21 protein-coding genes and 4 pseudogenes are annotated in these 22,124 nt (G+C 62.9%); 12 read left to right on the top strand and 13 right to left on the bottom strand.

The annotated features are described in order from the left end of the window. Nucleotides 1-265: 265 nt before the first annotated feature. Nucleotides 266-550 carry a hypothetical protein gene (locus ACFXS9_RS23040; RefSeq protein ID WP_392692279.1) on the bottom strand — a complete coding sequence of 95 codons (285 nt, stop codon included), beginning with the start codon at nt 548-550 and terminating at the stop codon, nt 266-268. Between the two features lie 54 nt (nt 551-604). On the opposite strand from ACFXS9_RS23040, the gene ACFXS9_RS23035 reads away from it, so the two are divergent. Further along, on the top strand, nt 605-3,160 hold the full coding sequence (locus ACFXS9_RS23035; RefSeq protein WP_392692277.1) for a TonB-dependent receptor domain-containing protein: 2,556 nt from the start codon (nt 605-607) through the stop codon (nt 3,158-3,160). A gap of 52 nt (nt 3,161-3,212) precedes the next feature. Here ACFXS9_RS23035 and ACFXS9_RS23030 read toward each other — a convergent pair whose 3' ends face one another. The 3 genes from ACFXS9_RS23030 to exbB are packed head-to-tail and all read right to left on the bottom strand — an operon-like array spanning nt 3,213 to nt 5,262. Continuing rightward, nucleotides 3,213-3,968, bottom strand: coding sequence for an energy transducer TonB (locus ACFXS9_RS23030; RefSeq protein ID WP_392692274.1), 756 nt, complete (start codon nt 3,966-3,968; stop codon nt 3,213-3,215). Then, on the bottom strand, nt 3,965-4,390 hold the full coding sequence (gene exbD, locus ACFXS9_RS23025; protein WP_065748287.1) for a TonB system transport protein ExbD: 426 nt from the start codon (nt 4,388-4,390) through the stop codon (nt 3,965-3,967). Before exbD ends, ACFXS9_RS23030 begins: the two co-directional genes overlap by 4 nt. A 5-nt stretch (nt 4,391-4,395) precedes the next feature. Further along, nucleotides 4,396-5,262 carry a tonB-system energizer ExbB gene (gene exbB / locus ACFXS9_RS23020; protein ID WP_392692271.1) on the bottom strand — a complete coding sequence of 289 codons (867 nt, stop codon included), beginning with the start codon at nt 5,260-5,262 and terminating at the stop codon, nt 4,396-4,398. Nucleotides 5,263-5,585: 323 nt separating this feature from the next. Here exbB and ccmI point away from each other — a divergent pair, with 323 nt between their 5' ends. The 5 genes and pseudogenes from ccmI (at nt 5,586) to ACFXS9_RS22995 (ending at nt 10,297) form a co-directional block, all read left to right on the top strand. After that, complete coding sequence (gene ccmI, locus ACFXS9_RS23015) at nt 5,586-6,689, top strand: c-type cytochrome biogenesis protein CcmI (RefSeq protein ID WP_392692268.1); 1,104 nt, start codon at nt 5,586-5,588, stop codon at nt 6,687-6,689. Between the two features lie 41 nt (nt 6,690-6,730). Continuing rightward, nucleotides 6,731-7,222, top strand: a complete 492-nt coding sequence (gene ccmE / locus ACFXS9_RS23010) for a cytochrome c maturation protein CcmE (protein WP_392692266.1) — start codon at nt 6,731-6,733, stop codon at nt 7,220-7,222. Next, nucleotides 7,219-9,201 (top strand): heme lyase CcmF/NrfE family subunit, encoded by a 1,983-nt coding sequence (locus ACFXS9_RS23005; protein ID WP_392692263.1) that lies wholly within the window; start codon nt 7,219-7,221, stop codon nt 9,199-9,201. The genes ccmE and ACFXS9_RS23005 overlap by 4 nt, the downstream gene beginning before the upstream one ends. Before the next feature lie 4 nt (nt 9,202-9,205). Then, a complete protein-coding gene (locus tag ACFXS9_RS23000; protein WP_392692260.1) occupies nt 9,206-9,703 on the top strand; it encodes a cytochrome c-type biogenesis protein in 498 nt (165 codons plus the stop codon). A gap of 73 nt (nt 9,704-9,776) precedes the next feature. Then, nucleotides 9,777-10,297 (top strand): annotated as a pseudogene (locus ACFXS9_RS22995) (DUF1993 family protein). Nucleotides 10,298-10,338: 41 nt separating this feature from the next. Here the strand turns inward: ACFXS9_RS22995 and ACFXS9_RS22990 are convergent. The 3 genes from ACFXS9_RS22990 to ACFXS9_RS22980 form a co-directional block, all read right to left on the bottom strand. After that, entirely contained in the window at nt 10,339-10,800 is a 462-nt protein-coding gene (locus tag ACFXS9_RS22990; RefSeq protein ID WP_392692257.1) for an MAPEG family protein, read from the bottom strand. A 65-nt stretch (nt 10,801-10,865) separates the two neighbouring features. After that, nucleotides 10,866-11,306 carry a hypothetical protein gene (locus tag ACFXS9_RS22985; protein ID WP_392692254.1) on the bottom strand — a complete coding sequence of 147 codons (441 nt, stop codon included), beginning with the start codon at nt 11,304-11,306 and terminating at the stop codon, nt 10,866-10,868. A 79-nt stretch (nt 11,307-11,385) separates the two neighbouring features. Continuing rightward, a complete protein-coding gene (locus ACFXS9_RS22980; RefSeq protein WP_392692252.1) occupies nt 11,386-12,123 on the bottom strand; it encodes a TSUP family transporter in 738 nt (245 codons plus the stop codon). 112 nt (nt 12,124-12,235) lie between these two features. Here ACFXS9_RS22980 and ACFXS9_RS22975 point away from each other — a divergent pair, with 112 nt between their 5' ends. The 3 genes from ACFXS9_RS22975 (at nt 12,236) to ACFXS9_RS22965 (ending at nt 15,864) form a co-directional block, all read left to right on the top strand. After that, the gene (locus ACFXS9_RS22975) at nt 12,236-13,114 is read left to right on the top strand and encodes a LysR substrate-binding domain-containing protein (RefSeq protein WP_392692249.1); all 879 of its coding nucleotides are present in this window, start codon (nt 12,236-12,238) and stop codon (nt 13,112-13,114) included. Between the two features lie 172 nt (nt 13,115-13,286). Next, nucleotides 13,287-14,879, top strand: coding sequence for a Do family serine endopeptidase (locus ACFXS9_RS22970; protein WP_392692247.1), 1,593 nt, complete (start codon nt 13,287-13,289; stop codon nt 14,877-14,879). Nucleotides 14,880-15,171: 292 nt separating this feature from the next. Then, nucleotides 15,172-15,864, top strand: coding sequence for a response regulator transcription factor (locus ACFXS9_RS22965; RefSeq protein WP_392699968.1), 693 nt, complete (start codon nt 15,172-15,174; stop codon nt 15,862-15,864). A gap of 29 nt (nt 15,865-15,893) precedes the next feature. Here ACFXS9_RS22965 and ACFXS9_RS22960 read toward each other — a convergent pair whose 3' ends face one another. Continuing rightward, nucleotides 15,894-17,243 (bottom strand): tyrosine-type recombinase/integrase, encoded by a 1,350-nt coding sequence (locus tag ACFXS9_RS22960; protein WP_057848150.1) that lies wholly within the window; start codon nt 17,241-17,243, stop codon nt 15,894-15,896. Beyond that, complete coding sequence (locus tag ACFXS9_RS22955) at nt 17,146-17,679, bottom strand: hypothetical protein (RefSeq protein WP_392692244.1); 534 nt, start codon at nt 17,677-17,679, stop codon at nt 17,146-17,148. Before ACFXS9_RS22955 ends, ACFXS9_RS22960 begins: the two co-directional genes overlap by 98 nt. A 515-nt stretch (nt 17,680-18,194) precedes the next feature. On the opposite strand from ACFXS9_RS22955, the gene ACFXS9_RS22950 reads away from it, so the two are divergent. Both ACFXS9_RS22950 and ACFXS9_RS22945 read left to right on the top strand, forming a co-directional pair. After that, nucleotides 18,195-18,701 (top strand): HipA domain-containing protein, encoded by a 507-nt coding sequence (locus ACFXS9_RS22950; RefSeq protein WP_392699966.1) that lies wholly within the window; start codon nt 18,195-18,197, stop codon nt 18,699-18,701. Between the two features lie 105 nt (nt 18,702-18,806). Further along, nucleotides 18,807-19,046, top strand: a pseudogene (locus ACFXS9_RS22945) (IS630 family transposase); the annotation flags it as partial. A 60-nt stretch (nt 19,047-19,106) separates the two neighbouring features. Here ACFXS9_RS22945 and ACFXS9_RS22940 read toward each other — a convergent pair. The 3 genes and pseudogenes from ACFXS9_RS22940 to ACFXS9_RS22930 form a co-directional block, all read right to left on the bottom strand. After that, nucleotides 19,107-19,790, bottom strand: a complete 684-nt coding sequence (locus tag ACFXS9_RS22940) for a helix-turn-helix domain-containing protein (protein WP_057848154.1) — start codon at nt 19,788-19,790, stop codon at nt 19,107-19,109. A 124-nt stretch (nt 19,791-19,914) separates the two neighbouring features. Beyond that, nucleotides 19,915-20,286 carry a response regulator gene (locus ACFXS9_RS22935; protein WP_392692240.1) on the bottom strand — a complete coding sequence of 124 codons (372 nt, stop codon included), beginning with the start codon at nt 20,284-20,286 and terminating at the stop codon, nt 19,915-19,917. 101 nt (nt 20,287-20,387) lie between these two features. Then, nucleotides 20,388-20,865, bottom strand: a pseudogene (locus ACFXS9_RS22930) (LuxR C-terminal-related transcriptional regulator); the annotation flags it as partial. A gap of 243 nt (nt 20,866-21,108) precedes the next feature. On the opposite strand from ACFXS9_RS22930, the pseudogene ACFXS9_RS22925 reads away from it, so the two are divergent. Next, a pseudogene (locus tag ACFXS9_RS22925) lies at nt 21,109-21,552 on the top strand (Rieske (2Fe-2S) protein). Here ACFXS9_RS22925 and ACFXS9_RS22920 read toward each other — a convergent pair. Then, nucleotides 21,521-22,111, bottom strand: a complete 591-nt coding sequence (locus ACFXS9_RS22920) for a hypothetical protein (RefSeq protein WP_057848156.1) — start codon at nt 22,109-22,111, stop codon at nt 21,521-21,523. The pseudogene ACFXS9_RS22925 and the gene ACFXS9_RS22920 overlap by 32 nt on opposite strands. Nucleotides 22,112-22,124: the final 13 nt, after the last annotated feature.

Below are 22,124 nucleotides of genomic sequence, written 5' to 3'. Positions count from 1 at the left end.
CGCGAATGGCCCTTGCGGGCACATCGGCACTGGCCGTGGTCTGGTTGAGTCACGCTGCGGCGCTCGCGCAAACCGCAGCGCCCGCGCTACCGACGCCCCAGGCCGCGCCGTCTGCCGAATCAGCCGCTCCGGCGCCGCCGGCAGCGGGGCAAGCCCCGGCGGAGCCGGCTCCGTCGCAGACCGCGCCGGCCCCGGCGGCCGGACCGCAAGCCACGCCGAGCGCGCCGGCGGAAATCGACATGCCGCAAGTGACCGTCGAGGGGCGTCAGCCTAAACCCGCGCGGCGGGCCGCGCGCAGCGAGCCCGGTCGGCGTTCGACGACCGTGGCGGCACCGCTGCCGGGCCCAACGCCCGCGCCCGCGCCAACGTCGCCCTTCAATCCGCCATTCGCGCCGCTGTCGACGATCGGGAGCAACCAGATCCAGACCGGCAGCAGCAACGGTGGATTCGGCAGCCTGTTCACCAATATGCCCGGCGCAACTTCGGCAGGCCTTGCCACGGAATCGTCGCGCCCGATCTTGCGTGGCCTGTCGGACGCAAAGGTCCGCATTCAGGAGAACGGCGTCGGTGCGGTCGACGTGTCGACATCGCGCAGGACCACGCGGTGCCGATCGACCCTCTCGCCATCCAGAAGGTCGACGTCATTCGCGGACCGGGTGCGCTCCGCTTCGGCTCGCAAGCCGTCGGCGGCGTCGTCGACGTCAACAACAACCGGATTCCGACCGCTGCGCCGCTCGGGGGGATGGCTGCAGAACTGAGGTCGGGCGTGACAAGCGTCAACAAGGGATGGGAGAGCGGCCTGTTGCTGGATGCCGGCGGCCGCAACGCCGCCGTTCATGCCGACATCTACGGGCGCTCGTCCAGCGATTACAGCGTCCCGAGTTACCCATATCTGGTCCCGCCAATCCCGGCGCCTGCCTTCAACGGCAAGCAGCCGAATTCCGCTTCGCAAAGCGCAGGCGCTGCGATCGGCGGCTCCTGGCTTTTCGACGGCGGTTATGCCGGCATCGCCGTCTCCCGCTTCACCAGCGACTATTATGTCCCCGGTATTGCGACCGCGGATGCCCGTCAGCATAACGACCTCGAGCAAACCAAGATCAGTTCCAAGGGCGAGTATCGCCCGGACGCAAGCGTACTTGCCGCGATCAGGTACTGGACCGGATATTCGGAGTACCGGCACGACGAGACGGTGCTCGCCACCACCGGCTTCCAGGAGATTACCGCAACCTTCAAGAGCAAGCAGACCGAGGGCAAGCTCGAGTTCGAACTCGCGCCGCTCGCCACGCCGATCGGTCCTCTGACCAGCATTTTCGGTGCGCAAGGTGCTTACCAGCAACTGGATACGGCAGGGCAGGCGATCCTGCTTCCGGCCCAGACCAGAACGGCGGCAGCGTACTTCCTCAATGAAGTCAGGCACACGGACACGCTGCGCACGCAATTGGCGGGCCGCATCGAGGGAGTCAATGTCGCGGGAACGGCATTCACTTTCCCGCCGAACTTTCTCCCACCGCCGGATGAGCCGGGCAGGGCCGCCGCCAAGCTCGACTTCATGCCGAAGAGCATCAGCTTCGGCATCATCAAGGATCTTCCATCCTCGCTGGAAGCCAGCCTGACGCTGCAACGGATCGAACGTGCGCCGCGCGCTCTCGAACTGTTCGCCCAGGGTCCCGACGGTTCGGAGAAGACGTTCAAGATCGGCAACCCTAACCTCGGAATCGAAACCGCGCAGACCGCGGAAATCGGCTTGAAACGTACGGATGGCGATTTCAGGTTCGCCGCGAATGCCTACTACACGTCGTACGACAAGTTCATTTTCTCGCGCGCCACCGGCATCTTTTGTCAGGAAACGTTTGCTTCATGCGGCGCCGGCACCGACTACATCCAGGTCAACTACGATCAGCGTGACGCGACTTTCCGCGGCGGCGAACTGGCGTGGCAGTGGGACGCCGCGCAACTTGGCAAGGGCACCCTTGGCCTCGATGGCCAATATGATGTCGTGCGGGCGACCTTCACCGACGGCAGCAACGTGCCGCGCATTCCTCCGATGCGCCTTGGCGGCGGCGTCTACTGGCGCAACGACAATTGGTTCGCGCGCGTCGGCGTGTTGCACGCGTTTGCGCAGAACGACATTCCGCAATTCGACACGCCGACCGCCGGATATGATTTGGTGAAGGTACAACTCGAGCACCGGAAATTCTGGAAGGATTCGCCGTGGGGCGCGGTTGAGGTCGCGACCGGGGTAGTTGGCGACAATCTGCTCAACGCCAACATTCGCAACTCCGTTCAATTCCACAAGGACGAGATCCTGCAGCCGGGTCGTGGCTTCAAGCTGTTTCTCAACGTCAAATACGGTGTCGACCGGCCAAGCGGCCCGCCCGGCACCTGGATCGGCACGGCGAGACGGCCGGCCGGCAACGGCTACTACAAGAGCCCCGCGCCCGAAGCGGCGGCCTGGAACTGGGCGGGCATCTATGCCGGCGGCAATGTCGGATATTTGAGGGGCGAGGGCGTTACCAACGCTGCGTTCAACGACGTTGCAAGCGGTGCCTCGCTCGCCGGAGCCCGCCTGTCGTCCACGCACGATACCGCCAGTATTGGCGGACAGGCCGGCTATAACTGGACGTCGGGCCGGATGCTGGCAGGCATTGAAGGCGATCTTGAATATCGCAATCAGCGCGGAAGCAGCACCACCGCTTGCCCGGGCAACATCTGCAACCCGGCGCTCGCTCCGCTCGATGCCACCGTGACGGCGAGCCTGGACTATCGCTTGGGGTGGGTGGCCTCGGTTCGCGGCCGCGTCGGAACGCTTGTGACGCCGGACCTGCTTGCCTACGCCACCGCGGGCGTTCCGTTCGGCAAGATAACGACGTCAACGGCGGTTGCAGGTTTCGACAATGCGGGTATCGCAACCACGGCGTCTCTGGATCGGCACTTGTATCGGTTCGGCTGGGCTGTCGGCGCCGGTTTCGAGAAGCAGCTTACAGGCAACTGGACCGCAAAGCTCGAATATCTCCACATGGATTTCGGCTCGGTGCGTTCGACGCCGCCTGTGGCGGTCAATACGGCGGTTGCGTTTGACGCCAACACGCGGGTGACCAGTGATGGTGTCAGGATCGGGATGAACTACAGATTCGGTGGCGGCGCGACCGTCGTGCATTAACGCATCGAACTGATGCTGTGACCAGACGGTCGAATGCCGCCTGCTATCTGCCCTATTTGACCGTGAAGCGGATCGGCTGCCTCACGACAACAAATTCGCCGGGAAACATTGCGGGCGGCGCAGGGAAGGGCTGCGCGCGCTTGAGGAGCGCGAGCGCTTCCTCGTCAAGGGCGCCGGATCCCGAACTTTGAGTTAAACGCGCGCTGACAACCATTCCCTTGCGATCCAGCGTAAACGACACCTGCGCCGTCCCTTGCTCGCGCCGCGACCGCGCGGCTTCCGGATATCGCTTGTTCTTTTCAACCAAAGCGAGGACCTGGGTTCGCCATGTCACGACGGCCTCCGAATTCTTGTCATTCGGCACACCCTGGGTCGGTGCCACGGCGACCAGTGCGATCCGTTCGTTGATCGCGGGCGGTGCCGATGTCGTGGTGGCCGCCGCCTGCTGCTGCGTCGTCACGTCAGGCTGCGGCTTGCTCTGCAAAGCCACAGCCGCGTCCGGATTGGGAGCGGGCGGCAACTCGGGCGTTTCATCGGGTGGCGTCTCCTCGGGCTTCGCCACCGGCTGCGCCTCCGACATCACCTGCTCCGGACCGGGCGCAATGTCGGTCGGCGTCGTCGCTGGTGCTGCGGCCAACGGTGCCAGCTCGACCACGATCGCGCCCGAAGGATCGGCGGCCACGGTGTCGTCCGCGTCGCGCCAGGTGGCGAGCGTGGCGGTCAATCCGGCGTAGACGCACAGCACCGCGAAGCTGCTGAACATCCATCGTTGAAGGTCGGAACGATCTTCGGCCGCAAGCTGCATCATGGCGATGAGGCTTGCTCCATTCCGACCAGGGCGACCTTGAGGTAGCCGGCGGCCCGCAACATGTTCATGACCTGCATCACCTCGCCATAGGGGACGAGCTTGTCGGCACGCAGGAAAATGCGGGTATCCTTCTGGCCGCTGGTGCTTGCATCGAGCGCGCCGGGCAGTGCGCTACGCCCCACGGTTTCGTTCCCGACGGAAAGCGACAGGTCCGGCTTCACCGTCAGATAGACCGGCTTGTCCGGCCGCGGCTGCGGCTGCGCGTTCGACGCCGGAAGATCGACGGCGATATCGACGGTCGCAAGCGGCGCGGCAACCATGAAGATGATGAGCAGAACGAGGATGACGTCGATGAACGGTGTCACGTTGATCTCATGGACTTCGGCGAGATCGCCGTTGCCTTGGTTCAGACTGGCGGCCATGGCTGCTACTCCGCCGCTGTGAGGTGCCGCCGCACCAGCACGGTGCCGCTATCGAGGTCGCGGCCGACCAGTCGCGTGATCTCTGCGGATCCGTCCCCGAGCAGCGCCCGGTAGGAGGCGATCTGACGTGCAAAGAGATTGTAGATCATGACGGCGGGAATCGCCGCCACCAGCCCGAGCGCCGTCGCCAGCAGCGCCTCGGCAATTCCAGGCGCGACCACGGCGAGGTTGGTGGTTTGCGACTTCGATATTCCGATGAAGCTGTTCATGATTCCCCAGACCGTGCCGAACAGTCCGACGAAGGGACCGGTCGATCCGATGGTCGCAAGCACGCCGGTGCCCAGTCCGATGCGCCGGCTTGCCGCCGCCTCGATCTGCTGCAGCCGGGAGGCGATCCTTGCCTTGATCCCCTCCTTGTCCATTCGATCGGTGCTCAATCTCAATTCTGCCAGGGCACCCTCGAGCAACTGGGCAACTGCGCCCTCGGGGACCTGCCGCGCGGCGTCTTCCACGTTCCGGACGTCGGCGAGCTCGCGCAGGGCGTGTCGGGCATTCCGTCGCGCCTTGATCAGCTCGATCGTCTTTGCGAGCCACACCGTCCAGGTGACCGCGGTCGCAAAGGCCAGGCCGATCATCACCGCTTTGACGACGACGTCGGCCTGCATGAACATGCCCCAGGGGCTGAGATCGCGGGGTAGCGCTGCCGCCGCGATCACTGTCCTTTCCGTTGCATCCTGGGCGGCTGCCGGAAATGACAGCAACAGCAGCGGAAGTGACAGAAGCGGAACGCTGCGGCGGAGTTTCAGGCCAAATGGAGTTTTGACGGGGTTGGACGGAACAGCGCCACGTCGAAATGCCTTCCAGGATCGCATCGATCTGCCTCTGCACGCAATTAATGCCTCAGCCCCATTGTGTAGCATCGCCTACGTCTTGGTGCAAACGCTATAGGCCAACGCACCAGGCTCGACGGTGCATGCAGGGTCCGCTGCAATTTAGGGTTAATGGATTTGCAAGCCGCGATCCGGCGGAGAGGCCTGGCCTAACTGCGCTGAGGAACTCCGGATCGCCGGCGACGGTTGGCCGCCCTTCCGGTTTTTCTGCCGCAATTGTCAATTGCCGGACTTGCCCCCGGTGGTGTAAAGCGGCGCATCGGCGCTGGCTTGGGAAGCGCCGTTCCGCCCCCGGGAACTACTTGATGACGCTGTGGTTTGTGTTCGCGCTGATGACGGTCGCGGCGATTTTTGCCGTGCTCTGGCCATTGAGCCGCGGCTCGTCTGCGCAGGCCGGCGGCAGCGAGGCGGTCGTCTACAAGGATCAGCTCGCCGAGATCGACCGCGATGTCGCAGCCGGGCTGATCGGCTTGTCCGAAGCCGAAGCCGCGCGTGTCGAAATCGGCCGCCGCCTGCTCGCCGCCGCGGACGGCGAGCGCAACCAGCCGGCGCGCGCCAACCTTGGCCTGCGCCGTGCCTCGGCTGTCGTAGCACTGGTGGGGTTGCCGATCGCGGCAGTGACGTTCTACCTCGCGCTTGGATCGCCGCGTCTCGGTGATTTCCCGCTCGCCTCGCGCACCCGTATGGCGGACGCCAGCCAGCCGCTCGAAAACATGGTGGCGCAAGTCGAAGCGCATCTGGAGAAGAATCCGACCGACGGCCGCGGCTGGACGGTGCTGGCGCCGGTGCTGGCGCGGCTCGGTCGGTGGGATGACGCCGTCCGAGCCTACCGCAACGTGATTCAACATGCCGGCGACAGCGCCGAGCGCCGCTCCGATCTCGGTGAGGCGCTGGTTGCCAGGGCGGGCGGCGTCGTCACGGCGGAGGCCAAGGCCGAATTCGAGCGCGCGGTGGCGCAAAACGCCGACGATCCCAGGGCCAGCTATTTCCTCGGGCTCGCTGCAGAGCAGGATGGCCGGAAGGCCGACGCTGCGGCGATCTGGCGGGCGATGCTGTCAAAGGCGCCGGCCGACGCGCCGTGGCGGCCGCTGATCGAGGCGGCGCTGACCCGGGTCGGCGCCCCCGTCGCGCCGGCGCTCTCCGATGATGCAATGGCCGCGGCCAGGGACATGAACGAGGCGGACCGCGGGACGATGGTCCGTGGCATGGTCGATCGGCTGGCGGCGCGGCTGAAGCAGGACGGCAGCGATGTCGAGGGTTGGCTGCGGCTGGTGCGGGCCTATATGGTGATGGGCGAACGCGACAAGGCGACGAGCGCGCGCACCGAAGCGCGCCAGGCGGTCGCGGGCGATGCCGAACGCTTGCGCCAGCTCAATGAAGGCCTGAAAAATCTCGGGCTTGATGGATAGGGCCGGATGGCGGAACCCAAAGACGAAGGCAGGGGATATTGATGACGCGCAAGCAGCGGCGTTTGACCATGATCGGCGGCTCGCTCGCGGTGCTTGCGGTTGCGGCGGCGCTGGTGCTGAACGCGATGCGCGACTCCATTGTGTTCTTTTCCACGCCGAGCATGGCGGCGGAAAAGCATATCCCGCCCGGCAAGCGGTTCCGCCTCGGCGGCCTGGTGCAGCCGGGCTCGCTGGTGCGCGGCGACAATCTCGCGGTCAATTTCAGCGTCGCCGACGGCAGCGCCACGCTTCCGGTGACCTACAAGGGAATTTTGCCGGACCTGTTCCGCGAAGGGCAGGGCGTCGTCGCCGAAGGCGCACTGGATGCGTCCGGCGTGTTCAAGGCCGACACGGTGCTCGCCAAACATGACGAGACCTATATGCCCAAGGATGTCGCCGACGCCCTGAAGAAGCAGGGGCACTGGAAGGATGATTACGGCGCCAAGCCGGGCGCCACAGCGGCGTCTGCGCCGGTCCGGGGGACTTCGAAGTGATCGCGGAAGCCGGGCATTATGCGCTGGTGCTGGCGCTCGCGCTGGCGCTGATCCAGTCCACGGTTCCGATGTTGGGCGCGCGCTGGGGCGATCCTGCACTGATGAATGTCGCTCGCTCCACGGCGCTGGCGCAATTGCTGTTCGTGGCGGCCTCGTTCACGGCGCTGACGATGCTGTACGTCGCCTCGGATTTCTCCGTCGTCAACGTGTTCGAGAATTCGCACTCGATGAAGCCGTTGCTCTACAAGATCACCGGCGTGTGGGGCAATCACGAAGGATCGATGCTGCTGTGGGTGTCGATCCTGGCGCTGTTCGGCGGCCTGGTTGCCGCCTTCGGCAACAATTTGCCGCTGTCGCTGCGCGCCCATGTGCTGGCCGTGCAGGGCTGGATCGCGGCTGCGTTCTATCTGTTCATCCTGGTCACGTCGAACCCGTTTCTGCGCATTGCGAGCCCGCCGATCGAGGGCCGTGACCTCAATCCGGTGCTGCAGGACATTGGGCTGGCCGTGCATCCGCCGATGCTCTATCTCGGCTATGTCGGGTTTTCGATCTCGTTCTCGTTCGCGATCGCCGCCTTGATCGAAGGCCGGATCGACGCGGCCTGGGCGCGCTGGGTGCGGCCGTGGACGCTCGTGGCGTGGATTTTCCTCACGCTCGGCATCGCCATGGGTTCGTACTGGGCCTATTACGAACTCGGCTGGGGCGGCTGGTGGTTCTGGGATCCGGTCGAGAATGCTTCCCTGATGCCCTGGCTCGCCGGCACCGCGCTGCTGCATTCCGCCGTCGTGATGGAAAAGCGGAACGCGCTGAAGGTCTGGACGATCCTGCTGGCGATCCTGGCGTTTTCGCTGTCGCTGCTTGGCACCTTCCTGGTGCGCTCGGGCGTGCTGACCTCTGTGCACGCGTTCGCGACCGATCCTTCGCGGGGCGTGTTCATCCTGCTGATCCTGTGCCTGTTCATCGGCGGCAGTCTTACGCTGTATGCCTGGCGCGCCTCGGCGCTGAAGCAGGGCGGGCTGTTCGCGCCGGTCTCGCGCGAGGGCGCGCTGGTGCTCAACAATCTCTTTCTCACCTCCGCCTGCGCCACCGTGTTCATCGGAACGCTGTATCCGTTGGCGCTGGAAGTGCTGACCGGCGACAAGATTTCGGTCGGCGCACCCTTTTTCAACCTGACCTTTGGGCCGCTGTTCGTGCCGCTCCTGGTCGCCATGCCGTTTGCGCCGCTGCTGGCCTGGAAGCGTGGCGATCTCCTCGGCGCGGCGCAGCGGCTGACCGCGGCCGGCATCGCGGCGCTGGTCGCAATTGCGGTGCTGTTTGCATGGACCCATGGCGGAGCCACGCTCGCCCCGCTGGCGATCGGGCTTGCGATATTCGTGATTGGCGGCGCCTTGACTGATCTCGCCGAACGCACGGCGCTGTTCCGCGTTCCCTTGGCCACCGCGATGGCCCGTGCGCGTGGGCTACCGCGCGCGACCTGGGGCACGGCGTTCGCGCATGCCGGCATTGGCGTCGCGCTGATCGGCATCGTCTGCGAGACCACCTGGAATAGCGAGTATATCGGCACGATGAAGCCGCGCGATGTCGCAAGCGTCGCCGGCTATCAGTTGAAGCTCGACGAGATCACGCAACGGCAGGGACCGAACTTCCGTGAAATGATAGCGCAGTTCACGGTTGCGCTCGACGGCGAAACGCTCCAGGTGATGATGCCGTCGAAGCGCAACTTCACCACGCGGGACTCGTCGACGACCGAGGCCGCGCTGCTGACCCGTGGCGCCAGCCAGCTCTACGTTTCGCTCGGCGACACCAATGCGGAAGGCGCCATCGCAGTGCGCATCTTTCACAAGCCGCTGGTGCTTCTGATCTGGTGGGGCCCTGTCCTGATGGCGTTCGGCGGCCTGCTGTCGCTCTCGGATCGCCGCCTGCGCGTCGGCGCGCCCAAGCCGGCCAAGGCCGCCCGCGCGCTGCAGCCGGCGGAGTAGTGCCTTGAAACGCCTCATTGCAGCATGTGTGTTGGTTGTCGCCGCGACGCTCTGCGGGCCGGCTCACGCCGTGCAGCCCGACGAGATCATGGCCGATCCGGCAAAGGAGGCGCGAGCCCGCGACCTGTCACGCGAGCTGCGCTGCATGGTGTGCCAGAACCAGTCGATCGACGATTCCGACGCCCCGCTGGCGCGCGACCTGCGGCTGTTGGTGCGCGAGCGGATCGCGTCCGGCGACAGCGACAGCCAGGTGATCGACTTTCTGGTCGCGCGCTATGGCGAGTTCGTGCTGCTGAAGCCGCGCTTCACGCCGCATACGCTGCTGCTGTGGCTGCTGCCGCCGCTCGCGTTGGCCGGAGGCGGGCTGGCACTCTGGTTCCACAGCCGCCGCCGTTCGAATACCGGCAGCGCGACCGATCCTTCGCTGTTGCATCTGACGGAGGAGGAACAGACGAGGCTGGAGCGCTTGCTCGCAGCCGATGCGCCGGACAAGAAGTCCTAGCTCGCCATTGCAAGAGGGCAGGCGTCAGCTATGACTCCCCTGTCAAAACAAGCATAACTAGGAGAGACCGGACATGGCCTTTTCACTCTACGACGCCAGCGTGGCGAACTATCTGCAGACCCTTGGCGCGGTCAGCGGCTTCCTCGAGCGCGGCCTCGTTCATTTCCGCGACAACAACATCGATCCGGAGACCATGGTCGAGGCGCGTCTGGCGCCCGACATGCTGCCGCTGCGTTTCCAGATCATCTCCGTCGCCCAGCATTCGCGCGGCGCTATCGAGGGCGTGCAAAGCGGAGAGTTTCGTCCGCCCGCGTCCAACACGCCGTACGATTATGCGGGATTGCAGGGATTGGTCGCGCAAACCCGCGAGGCTCTGGAGGGCTGGACCCGGAGGCAGTCAATGCGCTCGCCGGGCACGACGTCGTCTTTCACATCGGTGATCACAAGCTGCCCTTCACCGCGGAGGGCTTCCTGATGTCGTTCTCGCTGCCGAATTTCTATTTCCACGCCACCACCGCCTACGACATCCTGCGCACCAACGGGGTGCCGCTCGGCAAAAGGGACTTCATGGGCCGGCTGAAGATGAAGACGTGAGCGCGGCACCCGCCGGCTGCGGAAAATTCAGTTGATGCAATTCAGCCCCGCAGGATGTTCCAGCTCGCCCAGGCGAGAATGCCGATATTGAGATACATCGTGGCCGCCATGCCGAATGCCCGATAGAGCGGATGGATCCGGTAGCCGATCCAGAACGCAAATCGGGCGACGATGAACACGATGGTTGCCGCGGCGATGACTTTCATCTGGGCCGGCGCAAGACTGACGCTCAGGGCCAATGTGCCGATCACGAACAGCACATATTGCTGCAGCGTGTTGTCGAGCACACGTCCGTTGATCAACGTTGCCTGATCCTCCTTGTGCAGCGTCGGATCGATCGCTTCGCTGAGGAAGCGGTTGTTGGCGACGGTAATGGTGCCGACCATCAGCGGGATCGCGGCAAGGACGTTTGCCTTCAGGGTATAGGCAAGCCGGCCGGCGACATCGGTCAGGGCCAAGGTATCCGCCCAGATCAGCGAGATGCCGGCGATTGCGGCCACCATGGTCAGCGCGCGCTGGCGGCGCCGATCGCAACGGTTTTCTGTTCATGGGTCATGGGGCGTCTCAGCTATCGTTGGCCGGACGAAAACGCACCGGCGTGAACCGCGAGGCTGTCCTGCATCCGGGCCAATATCGCGGCGGACATCTGCAGCACGAGAAACAGACCATGCAATGCCGTGGTAACGTAACCGACCAGCAGCATGTCGGAGACAATGAAGAGCTGCCAGAATACCAGATTGGCGGTCCCCAGCAGGGCATGAATAGCCGCAGCCGCGAGGTGCCAGCCGCGCGCTGGCTGAGCGCGCCACATCAGTATGCCCAGGATGAATGCCAGCCCGTGCGCCTCGATGAAGCCAAGTCCCGCATAGGGCGCCTCGGCCACGACACGCGCGACCGGCCCAAGGCCGAAGAAGATGCCGCGCACGTCGCTTGCAATGCCGCCGGCGGATGCTGCGAGGAGGAACGTTGCATTGGTGCGCAGGATGACGTGTCGCATGGCGATGGTCATTGGAGACCTCCATTGTGACGGTGCGTATGAAGATGAAGACCTGAGGGACGCCGGTTTCCTTCGATGGGCACGGCGCGGATCACAGTAGCACCACGCCTTGAATCAGATAGACGGCGGACACCGCGCCGATCACGTACCGCGACCAGATGCTGAATCGCGTTTCGCTGATGCTCTCGAGCACGAACCGCGAGAGGTGCGTTCCGGCGATCGCGAGCGGAATTGCCACGAGGACGGCGAGCAGCGACACAGTCTCGCCGCCGGCGAGCAGGTGACCGAAATAGGCTGCCTTCAGGAAGTGCCCGAGCACTTGCACGGCGGCCTTGGTGGCGACCAGTTGCCGGCTGTCGAGCTGCGAGCGCACGAAGAACACGTCGAGGATGGGGCCGCTAACACCGGCCAAGAGCTGCAGCACGGTGCATAGGGTGCCGCAGAGATTGCCGTGGCTGGGCTTTCCAATATCGGGCGCGAGCCGGCCGGGAAGCAGAAGTCCCAGGAAAGGACTTACGCCAACGATAATTAGGGCTATCGCCTTGCTCGCCTCAAATGCCATGGCGCCGACCGCGGCCGCTGTGACGACGGCGCCGGCGGCATAATGGGCGACGATCCGCGAATCGATATGCGAGCGCCACTGCCAGGCCCGCCAGCCGTTCGAGGCTATCTGCACGAGGCCGTGTAGAACCATGGCCGGCGCTAGAGGCATAAATATCAGCAGAATACCCATCAGAATCATGCCACCTGCCATCCCGAAGATACCCGAGATGAAGGAGGTCGATACGATGGCGGCGGCGAATCCGGCTGCGAGTGGGAGGCTGAGCATGGGTGTCGTCCGGTTAAATCCGATGCCGCTCAATGCGCGTTTGACACGCGCTTCGCAAACGCGTTTAGTTCAGCCATAGGCCAAGGAAAAGTTAGTCTAACAGGGCTATCCCATGCGCCGTCTGCCGTCGCTCAATGGTTTGCGCGCGTTCGAGGCCGCGGCGCGTCACGGCAGCTTCGTCGGTGCGAGCCAGGAGCTGAACGTCACCCAGGCGGCGGTGAGCCGCATGGTGCGGCTGCTCGAAGCCCGGCTCGGCATTGAGCTGTTCGAGCGGCTCCCCAACGGTCTCGCGCTCACCGCGCAAGCCAAGGCGTTGCAGCCGAGCCTTACGGCGGCGTTTGATCTGATCGCTTCCAGCGTCGAGCAGGTCGTGGCGATGCGGACCGCGCCGGTTTTGACGATCGGCGTCGGACCTTCCTTCGCGATGCGTTGGATGATCCCGCGCCTTGCGAGCTTTTACGACGCGCATCCCGAGATCGAGGTGCGGCTCGCGACTGGCGGCGCGATCAACCCCTTCAAGGACGACTGGACCTGCGGCATCCTGCTCGGCAATGGCGATTGGCCCGGACTGGCAGCCGAGCCGTTGTTTTCGGCCGACCTGTTTCCCGTATGCACCGCCGCGATTGCGCAGCGGCTTGGCAAGCCGTCGGATCTGGCCAACGAGAGCTTGCTGCAGGTCGTGCATTCGCCGGAGGACTGGCCATTGTGGTTGGCCGCAGCCGGTGTGAAACCGCGCCGCAAGGCGCTCGGCCCAAGCTTTGCCAATTACGGAATGGCCTTGCAGGCCGCGCTTGATGGCGTCGGGATTGCCATCGGGTTGGGTCCCTATGTGGAAGACGACATCGCGATGCGGCGCCTGGTTGCGCCATTTCCGATTTCTGTTCCCAAAGGGCGGGCCTGGTACTTGGTGTATCGTCCGTTCCGCGAAACCGATCCGGGCCTAATCGCCTTTCGTGACTGGTTGCGAAGAAGCTTCCAGGCGTCGTCTTAAACGGTTGATTTACCTGCGCTAAACTGCCGCATCCACAACCGCTTCCATTACAAAACTTTAATTCCCTAGCCAGCGCGCGGTAAGGCGGCAGGCCCCATCTTCAGCCCTGACAGGTGGCCACCCCCCGCACCGTAGAAGAATGAAGAATTCACGCTCTGGAGATTTTAGAAACATGACCGAACGTCCCATCGATCTTTCCTCGCTACAGTCGCACGGCGCAGCCCGCCGCTCGCTGTTCTCCGCCCGCAAATTCGCGCTGATGGCTTCCGTCGTCGCCGGCCTCGGCGCCGCCGTGTATGGTCTCTCGCCGCAGCAGGGCCCGGATGTCTTTGCCAGCGCGGCGCACGCGCAGGTCAATACCGAGGTTCGCAAGGTCGAGCGGCCGATCGGATTCGCCGACATCGTCGAGCGCGTGAAGCCGTCGGTGATTTCGGTCAAGATCAACATCGCCGACAAGAGTTCCAAGGACGACAGCGCCAACAAGGACGAGGACTCGCCGTTCCCGCCGGGCTCGCCGATGGAGCGTTTCTTCCGTCGCTTCGGCGGTCCGGATGGCTTGCCCCCGGGCCTGCGTGGCGGACCGCGTGGCCCCCGTGGCCCGGTAACGGGTCAGGGTTCCGGCTTCTTCATCTCGCCTGACGGCTATGCCGTGACCAACAACCACGTGGTCGACGGCGCCGACAAGGTCGAAATCACGATGGAAGACGGCAAGACCTACACCGCGAAAGTGATCGGTACCGATCAGCGCACCGACCTCGCGCTGATCAAGGTCGAGGGCCGCACGGATTTCCCGTTCGCCAAGCTTTCGGATTCCAAGCCGCGGATCGGCGACTGGGTGCTCGCGGTCGGTAACCCGTTCGGCCTCGGCGGCACTGTGACCGCCGGCATCGTCTCGGCCTCCGGCCGCGACATCGGCAACGGTCCGTATGATGACTTCATCCAGATCGATGCGCCCGTGAACAAGGGTAACTCCGGCGGTCCGGCGTTCGACACCAATGGTGAGGTGATGGGCGTCAACACCGCGATCTACTCGCCGTCCGGCGGCAGCGTCGGCATCGCGTTCTCGATCCCTGCCTCGACGGTGCAGTCGGTAGTCGCCCAGCTCAAGGACAAGGGCTCGGTCAGCCGCGGGTGGATCGGCGTCCAGATCCAGCCGGTGACCTCCGAAATCGCCGACAGTCTCGGCATGAAGAAGGCCCAAGGCGCGTTGGTGGCGGAACCGCAGCAGAATGGTCCGGCGGCCAAGGCCGGCATCCAGTCCGGTGACGTTATCACCGCCGTCAATGGCGAGCCGGTCAAGGATGCCAGGGAACTCGCCCGCACCATCGGCGGTCTCGCACCCGGCACCGCGGTCAAGCTCAACGTGCTGCAAAAGGGCCAGGACAAGGTCGTCAACCTCACGCTCGGCCAGTTGCCGAACACGATCGAGACCAAGGCCGACATCGGCAAGGAAGACAAGGGCGGCGCGACCAAGGGAACCGACGTGCCGAAGCTCGGCTTGACGGTCGCCCCCGCCAACAGCGTGGCCGGCGCCGGCAGGGAAGGCGTCGTCGTCACCGAGGTGGACCCGAAGAGTGCGGCGGCCGAGCGCGGCTTCAAGGAAGGCGACGTCATTCTTGAGGTCGCCGGCAAGACCGTCGGCAGCCCGAGCGAAGTCCGTGAGGCAATCGACGCCGCGCGGACCGAGAACAAGAACAGCGTTCTCATGCGCGTGAAGAGCGGCGGTTCGTCGCGCTTCGTCGCGGTGCCGCTGGCGAAGGGCTAAACGAGGACTAGATACCAGATGGAGGGTTACGCCGGCATTCGTCGCCCCCGCCGACGTCTCCTTCCGGGGAGCGGGTCCAAAACTCGCTCCCTCTGGCAACCTTCCTTCGGAATACGCCCCCCTCCGTCGGAAGGGCCTAAGGGCGGTGAGGTCCCCCAGCCTCATCGCCCGCTCTTTTCACTTGATCGCGATACCGCGCCGTCGCCTTGCATGTGCAGGGCGGCCGCGCCATGGTGAAGAGGAACCAAATCCTGTGAGCGCCCCCGCAGCAATCCCTACGCCCGTCACCCAGATGCGCCTGTTGATCATCGAAGACGACCGCGAGTCCGCCGACTATCTGGTCAAGGCGTTCCGTGAAGTCGGCTATGTCGCCGATCTCGCCAGCGATGGCGATGAGGGGCTATCGATGGCCGAGAGCGGCGACTACGACGTGCTGGTGGTCGACCGTATGCTGCCCAAGCGCGACGGCCTGTCCGTGATCGGAAGCTTGCGCGAGAAGGGCAATCGCACGCCGGTTCTGATCCTCTCCGCGCTCGGCCAGGTCGACGACCGCATCAAGGGCCTGCGCGCCGGCGGCGACGACTATCTGCCAAAACCCTATTCATTCGCCGAATTGCAGGCGCGCGTCGAAGTGCTGTCGCGCCGTAATGTCGGCCCGGCCGAGGAGACCACCTACCGCGTCGGTGATCTCGAGCTCGACCGTCTTTCTCATCGTGTCGCGCGCGGCAAGGATGAACTCACGCTGCAGCCGCGCGAGTTTCGCCTGCTCGAATATCTGATGAAGCATGCCGGCCAGGTGGTGACCCGCACCATGCTTCTGGAAAACGTCTGGGATTATCATTTCGATCCGCAGACCAATGTCATCGACGTGCACATTTCGCGGCTGCGCTCCAAGATCGACAAGGGCTTTGATCGGCCCTTGCTGCACACGATCCGCGGCGCCGGATACATGATCCGTGACGGAATTAAAGGCCCAAGTAATTGAAAACACTACACGTCGTTAGAGTGCGTTAGTTACTTCGTTCGTGATCCATCCCCAAACCTTATACGGGCGATATTGTCCGGCCCTTCGTCCTGGTTGCGGAGGTAGATCATCGTCGTTTCTATTTTCTCATGCCCAAGCGCCGGCCGTATCTGCTCAGGCTTCGCGCCTTGCTTCTCTGCGTGGCTCGCAGCACCCGCGCGACTGTCACGGTTCTGCACGTCATCAGGAACGCCAACAGCTCTCGCGATCTCGCGCCAGTGTTCGGCAAAGACCTTTTGAATCCACGGCCGCCCCGTGTGCTCAGCAATGACCATCGGACCGCTGCGCTTCTCGATCGGTATTCGCTCAATCTCCGCCACGACGAGTGGAAACAGCGCAAGCGTTCCCCTCACGCCTTTGCCGGCGTCGGGATTTGTGGTCGCGAACTTACCTCGTAGCGACTTGCTTAGCCGGTGATCCAGCACACCAGCATTGACCTCTTCCCATATGAGGCCATGTATCCACTTCTTGCTCTTGTGCGTGACGGCGGACAAGCCCGGCTCTGATATTGGTATCCATTCTCCAACAACGTCCTTTTGTCGAATCATGAACGAAGTCATCAACGCTTGCGCCAACGCTATCGAGTGGTCGCCGCGGCGGTGCGCCTCTTTGATGATTAGAACCGCCTGCTCCAGGGTAAGCTTTTGCTTGCGGCGCCTCGGGTTCTCAATCTCCATTTTGGACAGAACCTTGTGAAGCTCCTCACAGCGCGGCAGCTCTGACATTGCTCCGAACGTGAACAGGATCCTCACAAAGGACATATAGCCATGGGCTCGAGCAACCCGACGCGGACCGCCTTCCACTTTTGGTTTGGCCCAATTTTCTGCCCAACGATTGAAGTCCCGGAATGTGAGTTTCCGACCCTCTGGCGCTTCTGGCGTGATGCGCGCTTGACCGACCATCTTCTTTAGATAGAGGACGCGCGATCGATAAGTTTTGCGTGTATCATATCGAAGCTTGTGAAAAGGGCTATCCGGATCGGCCAAATAGATATCGACGAGCGAGCCTACCGTCCCATCAAAAGTCTTCTTGGCGTCGAACTCGTCCGGCGACATGATGAGGCCATTGGAGAAAGCCAGCATTTCGCTCTGCAGCTTTTGACAGCTCGCCGCTATGTCCTTCCAATCATCGTCGCTTGGCAACGAATACGGTTGCCCGGCTGGCGGCCAGAGCCGCTGCGTCTTAAGCGTATAACCCTTCTCCAGGATATCGGGACGACATACCCAGTACCCGACGTATGGGTCAGTTGGTTGCTTTATCGTCTTCCTGCCGCGGCGCTTGCTTCGCCGCTGCCAGACGAGGCCGGGTGTTTCCAGGCCTTCGGGCTTGAGGGGTTTCATCGAAGTTCTCCTCCCAGGTGATCGCTGGGGCTATGGGGGTGATGTTCGACGACGGTAATCCGCCAAACTCCTCCATGAAATACCTGTAAACGGCGGGCCAAAAGCGCCGATCTCCACAAAGCGAGACGGGTTGTGGAAACCTCCGCCGGCCGGGGAGAGGTTTGTCTAATTGCCGCAATACGTTACGGCCAAGTTTTTCGGGCAGACCCAGCTCTTCGATGATCTCCACATCAAGCATGAAGAGGCCGTGGCGGCGAACCCTCTGACGAGGTTTCCCGGCGCGTGGATCCTCGCGCGCGACTTTACCTTCACCGTCGAGGACACCTCTTGCCGCGCGTTTGACATCAGCTTTGGTGAATCTGGTTCTCGACATCCAACCTGTAACTGCAAGTCGAAAACAAAGTCTTTTGAACGACTCATTCAAGCACAGCGCCAACCGTGTCTCCACTGAAGGCAGAGAAAGATTGGAGCGGCTTCGGATAGCTGAAAGATCCGCAAGGCCATCATCCGCCAGCAAAATCGAATGAGGAGACAGTGATCATGTTTTGTTGACGGCAGCTCACTGGGGTGACAGGACCGCGAACCACTTCAATAGCGACACCCCAGATTCTGACAGGGCGTCGCGTTTGGTTAGTGGCGACAAATACGTTTGTAGCTTGATCTCATTGCCTTTCTTTGACTGGAGCTGATCAAATTAGCCCATGAATGTGGGGTGATCGGCGTTCGAACGGAGCTACACAAGGCGACCTTCGCCGGAGCGACACCATTGCCCGCGACTACCGTCGGACGAGCGCGCCGCTGTCCGGAGCGATCCACATGGCCACGAGAGCATGATCTGCGCAGTGCGAACCGTCGTCCCAATTGTTCGGCTATCCGTGCAAGCGAAGCTCTTCGTGAGCAGGATAGCGAAAGCATCACAAAGGAGATCGCGGTCGTACGAGTGCTGCAGCGATCGCGGCGATAAGCGGTCTGACGCTGCTTCGAGCGGAAGAGGCGGCGGAGATGCGTGACCGCTGGTCCTACGTGTTGCTCGCGGAAGAATTGCGCCCGGTCGTGGAAGAGCCAAAGCGCGACGCGCCGGAGCTTTTTCGCCGCATGCTTTTCAATGCGCTGATCTCGAATATCGACGACCACCCACGCAACCACGCGATTATCGCGAAGGACCGCCACTGGAAGCTTTCGCCGGCCTATGATCTCGCACCGTCTCCTGTCATCGCGCAGGAGCGGCGCGATCTTGCGATGGATGCGGGCGACCAGGGGCGGTTCGCGAACGCGAAAAATCTTCTGTCGCAACGCGCGCGATTTCTCCAGGAAGAGGAAGAAGCGAAAGCGATCGTCGCGGACATGACCGAAAAAGTGCGCGCGACCTGGTACGATACTGTCCAAGCCAAGGGCGTCACAGAAAAGGACGCGGAAACCATTCGGGGCGCTTTCGTCTATGAAGGTTTTTCGCGCTGAGTGAACGCGCAATACGCGTAAACAGGTTTCGCTCCGTTACGAGAGGACGCCTTTCGCCAGCTAATCGAAGATGTCCGACGTGAGCGTGAGCGCGCGAATCTTCCAAAAAGCGTAGTGGCTGGCGAACGCGATCGTCCCGACGTCGCAAGGCGGCGAGCCCAGTGGATCAAATATCAAGATCGCATCGAGCCTGAGCGCCTGGTTTTCATCGACGAGACTTGGACCAGAACCGATATGGCCGCATTACGGGAATGGGCACCGCGTGGTCGCAGGCTTCTCGCCAAGGTTCCACACGGCCGCTGGAAGACCATGACCTTCCTGGCCGCCTTACGCCATGACCGGATCGACCCAATCGACGTCGGCCAAGCTGAATTCGCTCCACTTGGCTTCGCCATATGAGGCAGATCAGATGTCCATGTTGCGCAGGCGCTGACGATTGCGCAGCACGATCTGCCGGGCGCCGGAAAAGCCCAGCACGCCTTCGTCGTTCAACTGCGACAGTGCGCGCGAGACCGTCTCCAACGTGAGCCCAAGATAGTCGCCGATGTCGCGGCGGCACATCGGCAGCGCCATCATGCCGGCGACTGCAAGGCGACGATCCATCTCCAGGAGGAAGTTGGCGACCCGCTCCATCGCGCTCTTGCGACTGAGCAGCAGCATTTCCTCGGCGTGCTTGAGATCGCCCGCCGTCATGGTCCAAAGCTTGTGGGCGACCTGGACGTTAGTGCCGGCGACCTGTTCGAGGCTGCGGCGCCTTACCAGGCGCACGGTGGTGTCGATGATGGCTTCGGCGGCCAAGCGGTGCTTGGTGCCGGATACCAGCCCGAACACGTCACCGGACAAATGGAACGCACCGATCTGCCGGCTGCCGTCGGACAACAGCTTGTAGGTGCGCACGGCGCCGCGGATCACCTGGTAGACATATTCGGCGGGCTCATCCTTGCCATAGATTTCTTCGTCATTGCGGTAGGTGAACTCAGTGGCGATCAGGCCGGCGTGGCTCGAGAGGCCGCAGAACGGTTTGGAAGGCGCAAACGCGCTAGGAGCGGGCCTGTTGATGTTGAGGGAAGGGGCGGATGGGGTGAGCATAAGCCATCTCCTTTGCGGCGAATGGCGCGTTGGTAAACCGACCAACCGAGCCCGAAAATACCGCTCCATGCCTTAAGGGTGATGCCCTACGTAGAGTCCCGGAGCGATGGGATTTTTACGGCGCTCAGAGCTGGGGATCACCGTTGATCGCGTCCCAGATGCGGGAGGAAAGGCTGTCCTCAATATGGGGCTTGATGAGGACGTGACGGATGCCGGCGGTGGCTGCCTTGGCCGGAATAGACGCGTCGGGGTAACCGGTGATGAGAATGATCGGCGTGTCGGCTTCGCGCCGGCGCAAGAGGCCAGCAAGGTCAATACCGCTCATGCCCGGCATCTTGTAGTCGATCACCAAACAATCGGCACCGCCCACGGTCATGGCGTTCAAGAGCGCTTCGGCGCTGCGGAACGTGCCGACACAGAAGCCGTCGGTTTCCAGGAGAAATTGGAGCGATCTGAGCACGTCGGTGTCATCATCGACGACGTAAACGAGTGGCATTCTGGGAGATGAGGGCATCACACGCTCTATGGGCTTTCTGACCGGGCATCTGGTCCATCGCGCATTTATAAGGTCCTCCGAATGGAGTCAGTTGATTCAGCTCAATTTTTCAGCACTCCCGCCCGCATGGCGAGGCCGACGAGTTCGGAAAGGCTGGACGCCTGCATCTTGGTCATCAACTTGGCCCGGTAGACCTCGATGGTGCGCGGACTGATATTGTAGTCGCGAGCGATCATCTTGTTGGAGAGGCCGGCCACCAATCCGTCCATCACCTGCCGCTCGCGCGCTCAGCGAAGAGACCCGCGCCTGCGTCATCCCCTCGTCGCGGGCGCCGGCCTCAGCCTGCCGGAGCGCGGCGTCGATCATCGCGACCAGGCGGTCATCCTCGAACGGCTTTTCCAGGAAATCGACGGCGCCGAACTTCATCGCCTCGACAGCCAGGGGGACATCGCCATGGCCGGCAATGATGATGATGGGCAAGGTGGCACGGCTCGCCTTGACGCGCTTCAACAGCTCGATTCCGTCGATACCCGGCATACGGATATCCGAGGCCACGCAACCGAATTGGATTGTGGGCAAAGTCGGACGCGAAGAGATCAATTTTTTGTAGCAGCCGCGGAGATGCGCGTCGTGAGCCCCGTAAAGCGACAGTGCTCGCGCGAACCCGTCGATCGTGCACGGGTCGCACCTAGTGGTGGTCGCGCTTGCGACGCTGCGCGTCGAATTCCCCAGAAGGTGAGGTGATCCGGCACCCTGCGCGATTCTTGCAGGGCTGATCGCAGGGTGATTAATGAAAGGCATCTTGTCATGAATGAGCAATGGATGCAGCCGAATACCGCCTATGCGATCTGCGGCTTCTACGACATCCCAAACCAGCAAGCCATGGGCTTCCATCTCATGATCATCGACGAGGACGGAAGCCATAGGCCGTGGTCCATTGTTGTGGTGCGCTGGGGCAAGCGGGTGTTTGGCTATCTCAATAAATGCCCGCATAACCGGGTCAACCTGGACTTGGAACGTAACTAGTTCCTCGATCCCAAGGGCATCCGGCTGATGCGCAGTAAGCACGGCTCGACCTTCGAGCTCGGCACCGGCCGCTGCGTTGATGGCCGGTGCAAGGGCAGCGGGCTCACGCCGGTCGCGTTGACGGTGCTGGACGGCGACATCTGCGTCACCGGCGTGCGGCTTGTTGTAGGACGAGAACGGATCCCACCGGCGAGAGCTGAACCAGCGCTCAGACCGGCCGGTTCTCGTTGCGGTTTTTGACGGGCCCCATCCTCTTCAGCCCGTCTTCGTAGGAGATCTCGTCATAGGATGCATCGACATTCCTGGCCGCGTCGAGCAAGTAATCGAGCCTGCCGCCCGCATCGAGCTCCTTGATGTCGTTCTTGTTGACCCCGACCAGGTCCATCATCTCCTTCCAGACAGTGGATTCATCGCACGGCAGCACGTGGAAGGTGATATCACCGAGTTTGGTTCGGTATTTCGCCAACAGGTCTATGTTGTTGCAAAACATGAAGTAGCTGCCACCAGGGCTTAGCGCGCCGTCAAGAACGTTTGCGATATCAGCAAGATAAGCGAAGCAGTGCAGATAGCCGGCCAGCACCGGAATGTTGCTTTCGCCTTCCTGCGCGACCATCAGCACCTGCTCGATCGAATAGTGGGGCGGCCGCTTCTCGTCCGCGACCTGGGTCTGGAATTTTAGTGCGATATCGCCGCGAAAGCCGAACCGGCCCTGCTTGGTGGTCCCGCCCTTGAATATGGCATTGAGCAGGCGCCCCTCCTTGTCCAGCCGGCCTAGCGCGGTGTTCTCGATTGCAGTCATGAAAATCGTCCTC

Origin of the sequence: Bradyrhizobium sp. RDI18 (assembly GCF_043203335.1) — a bacterium.
Classification (GTDB): domain Bacteria; phylum Pseudomonadota; class Alphaproteobacteria; order Rhizobiales; family Xanthobacteraceae; genus Bradyrhizobium; species Bradyrhizobium retamae.
Note: the sequence above shows the minus strand (reverse complement) of the source record. Positions and strands in the feature narration are given on the sequence as shown.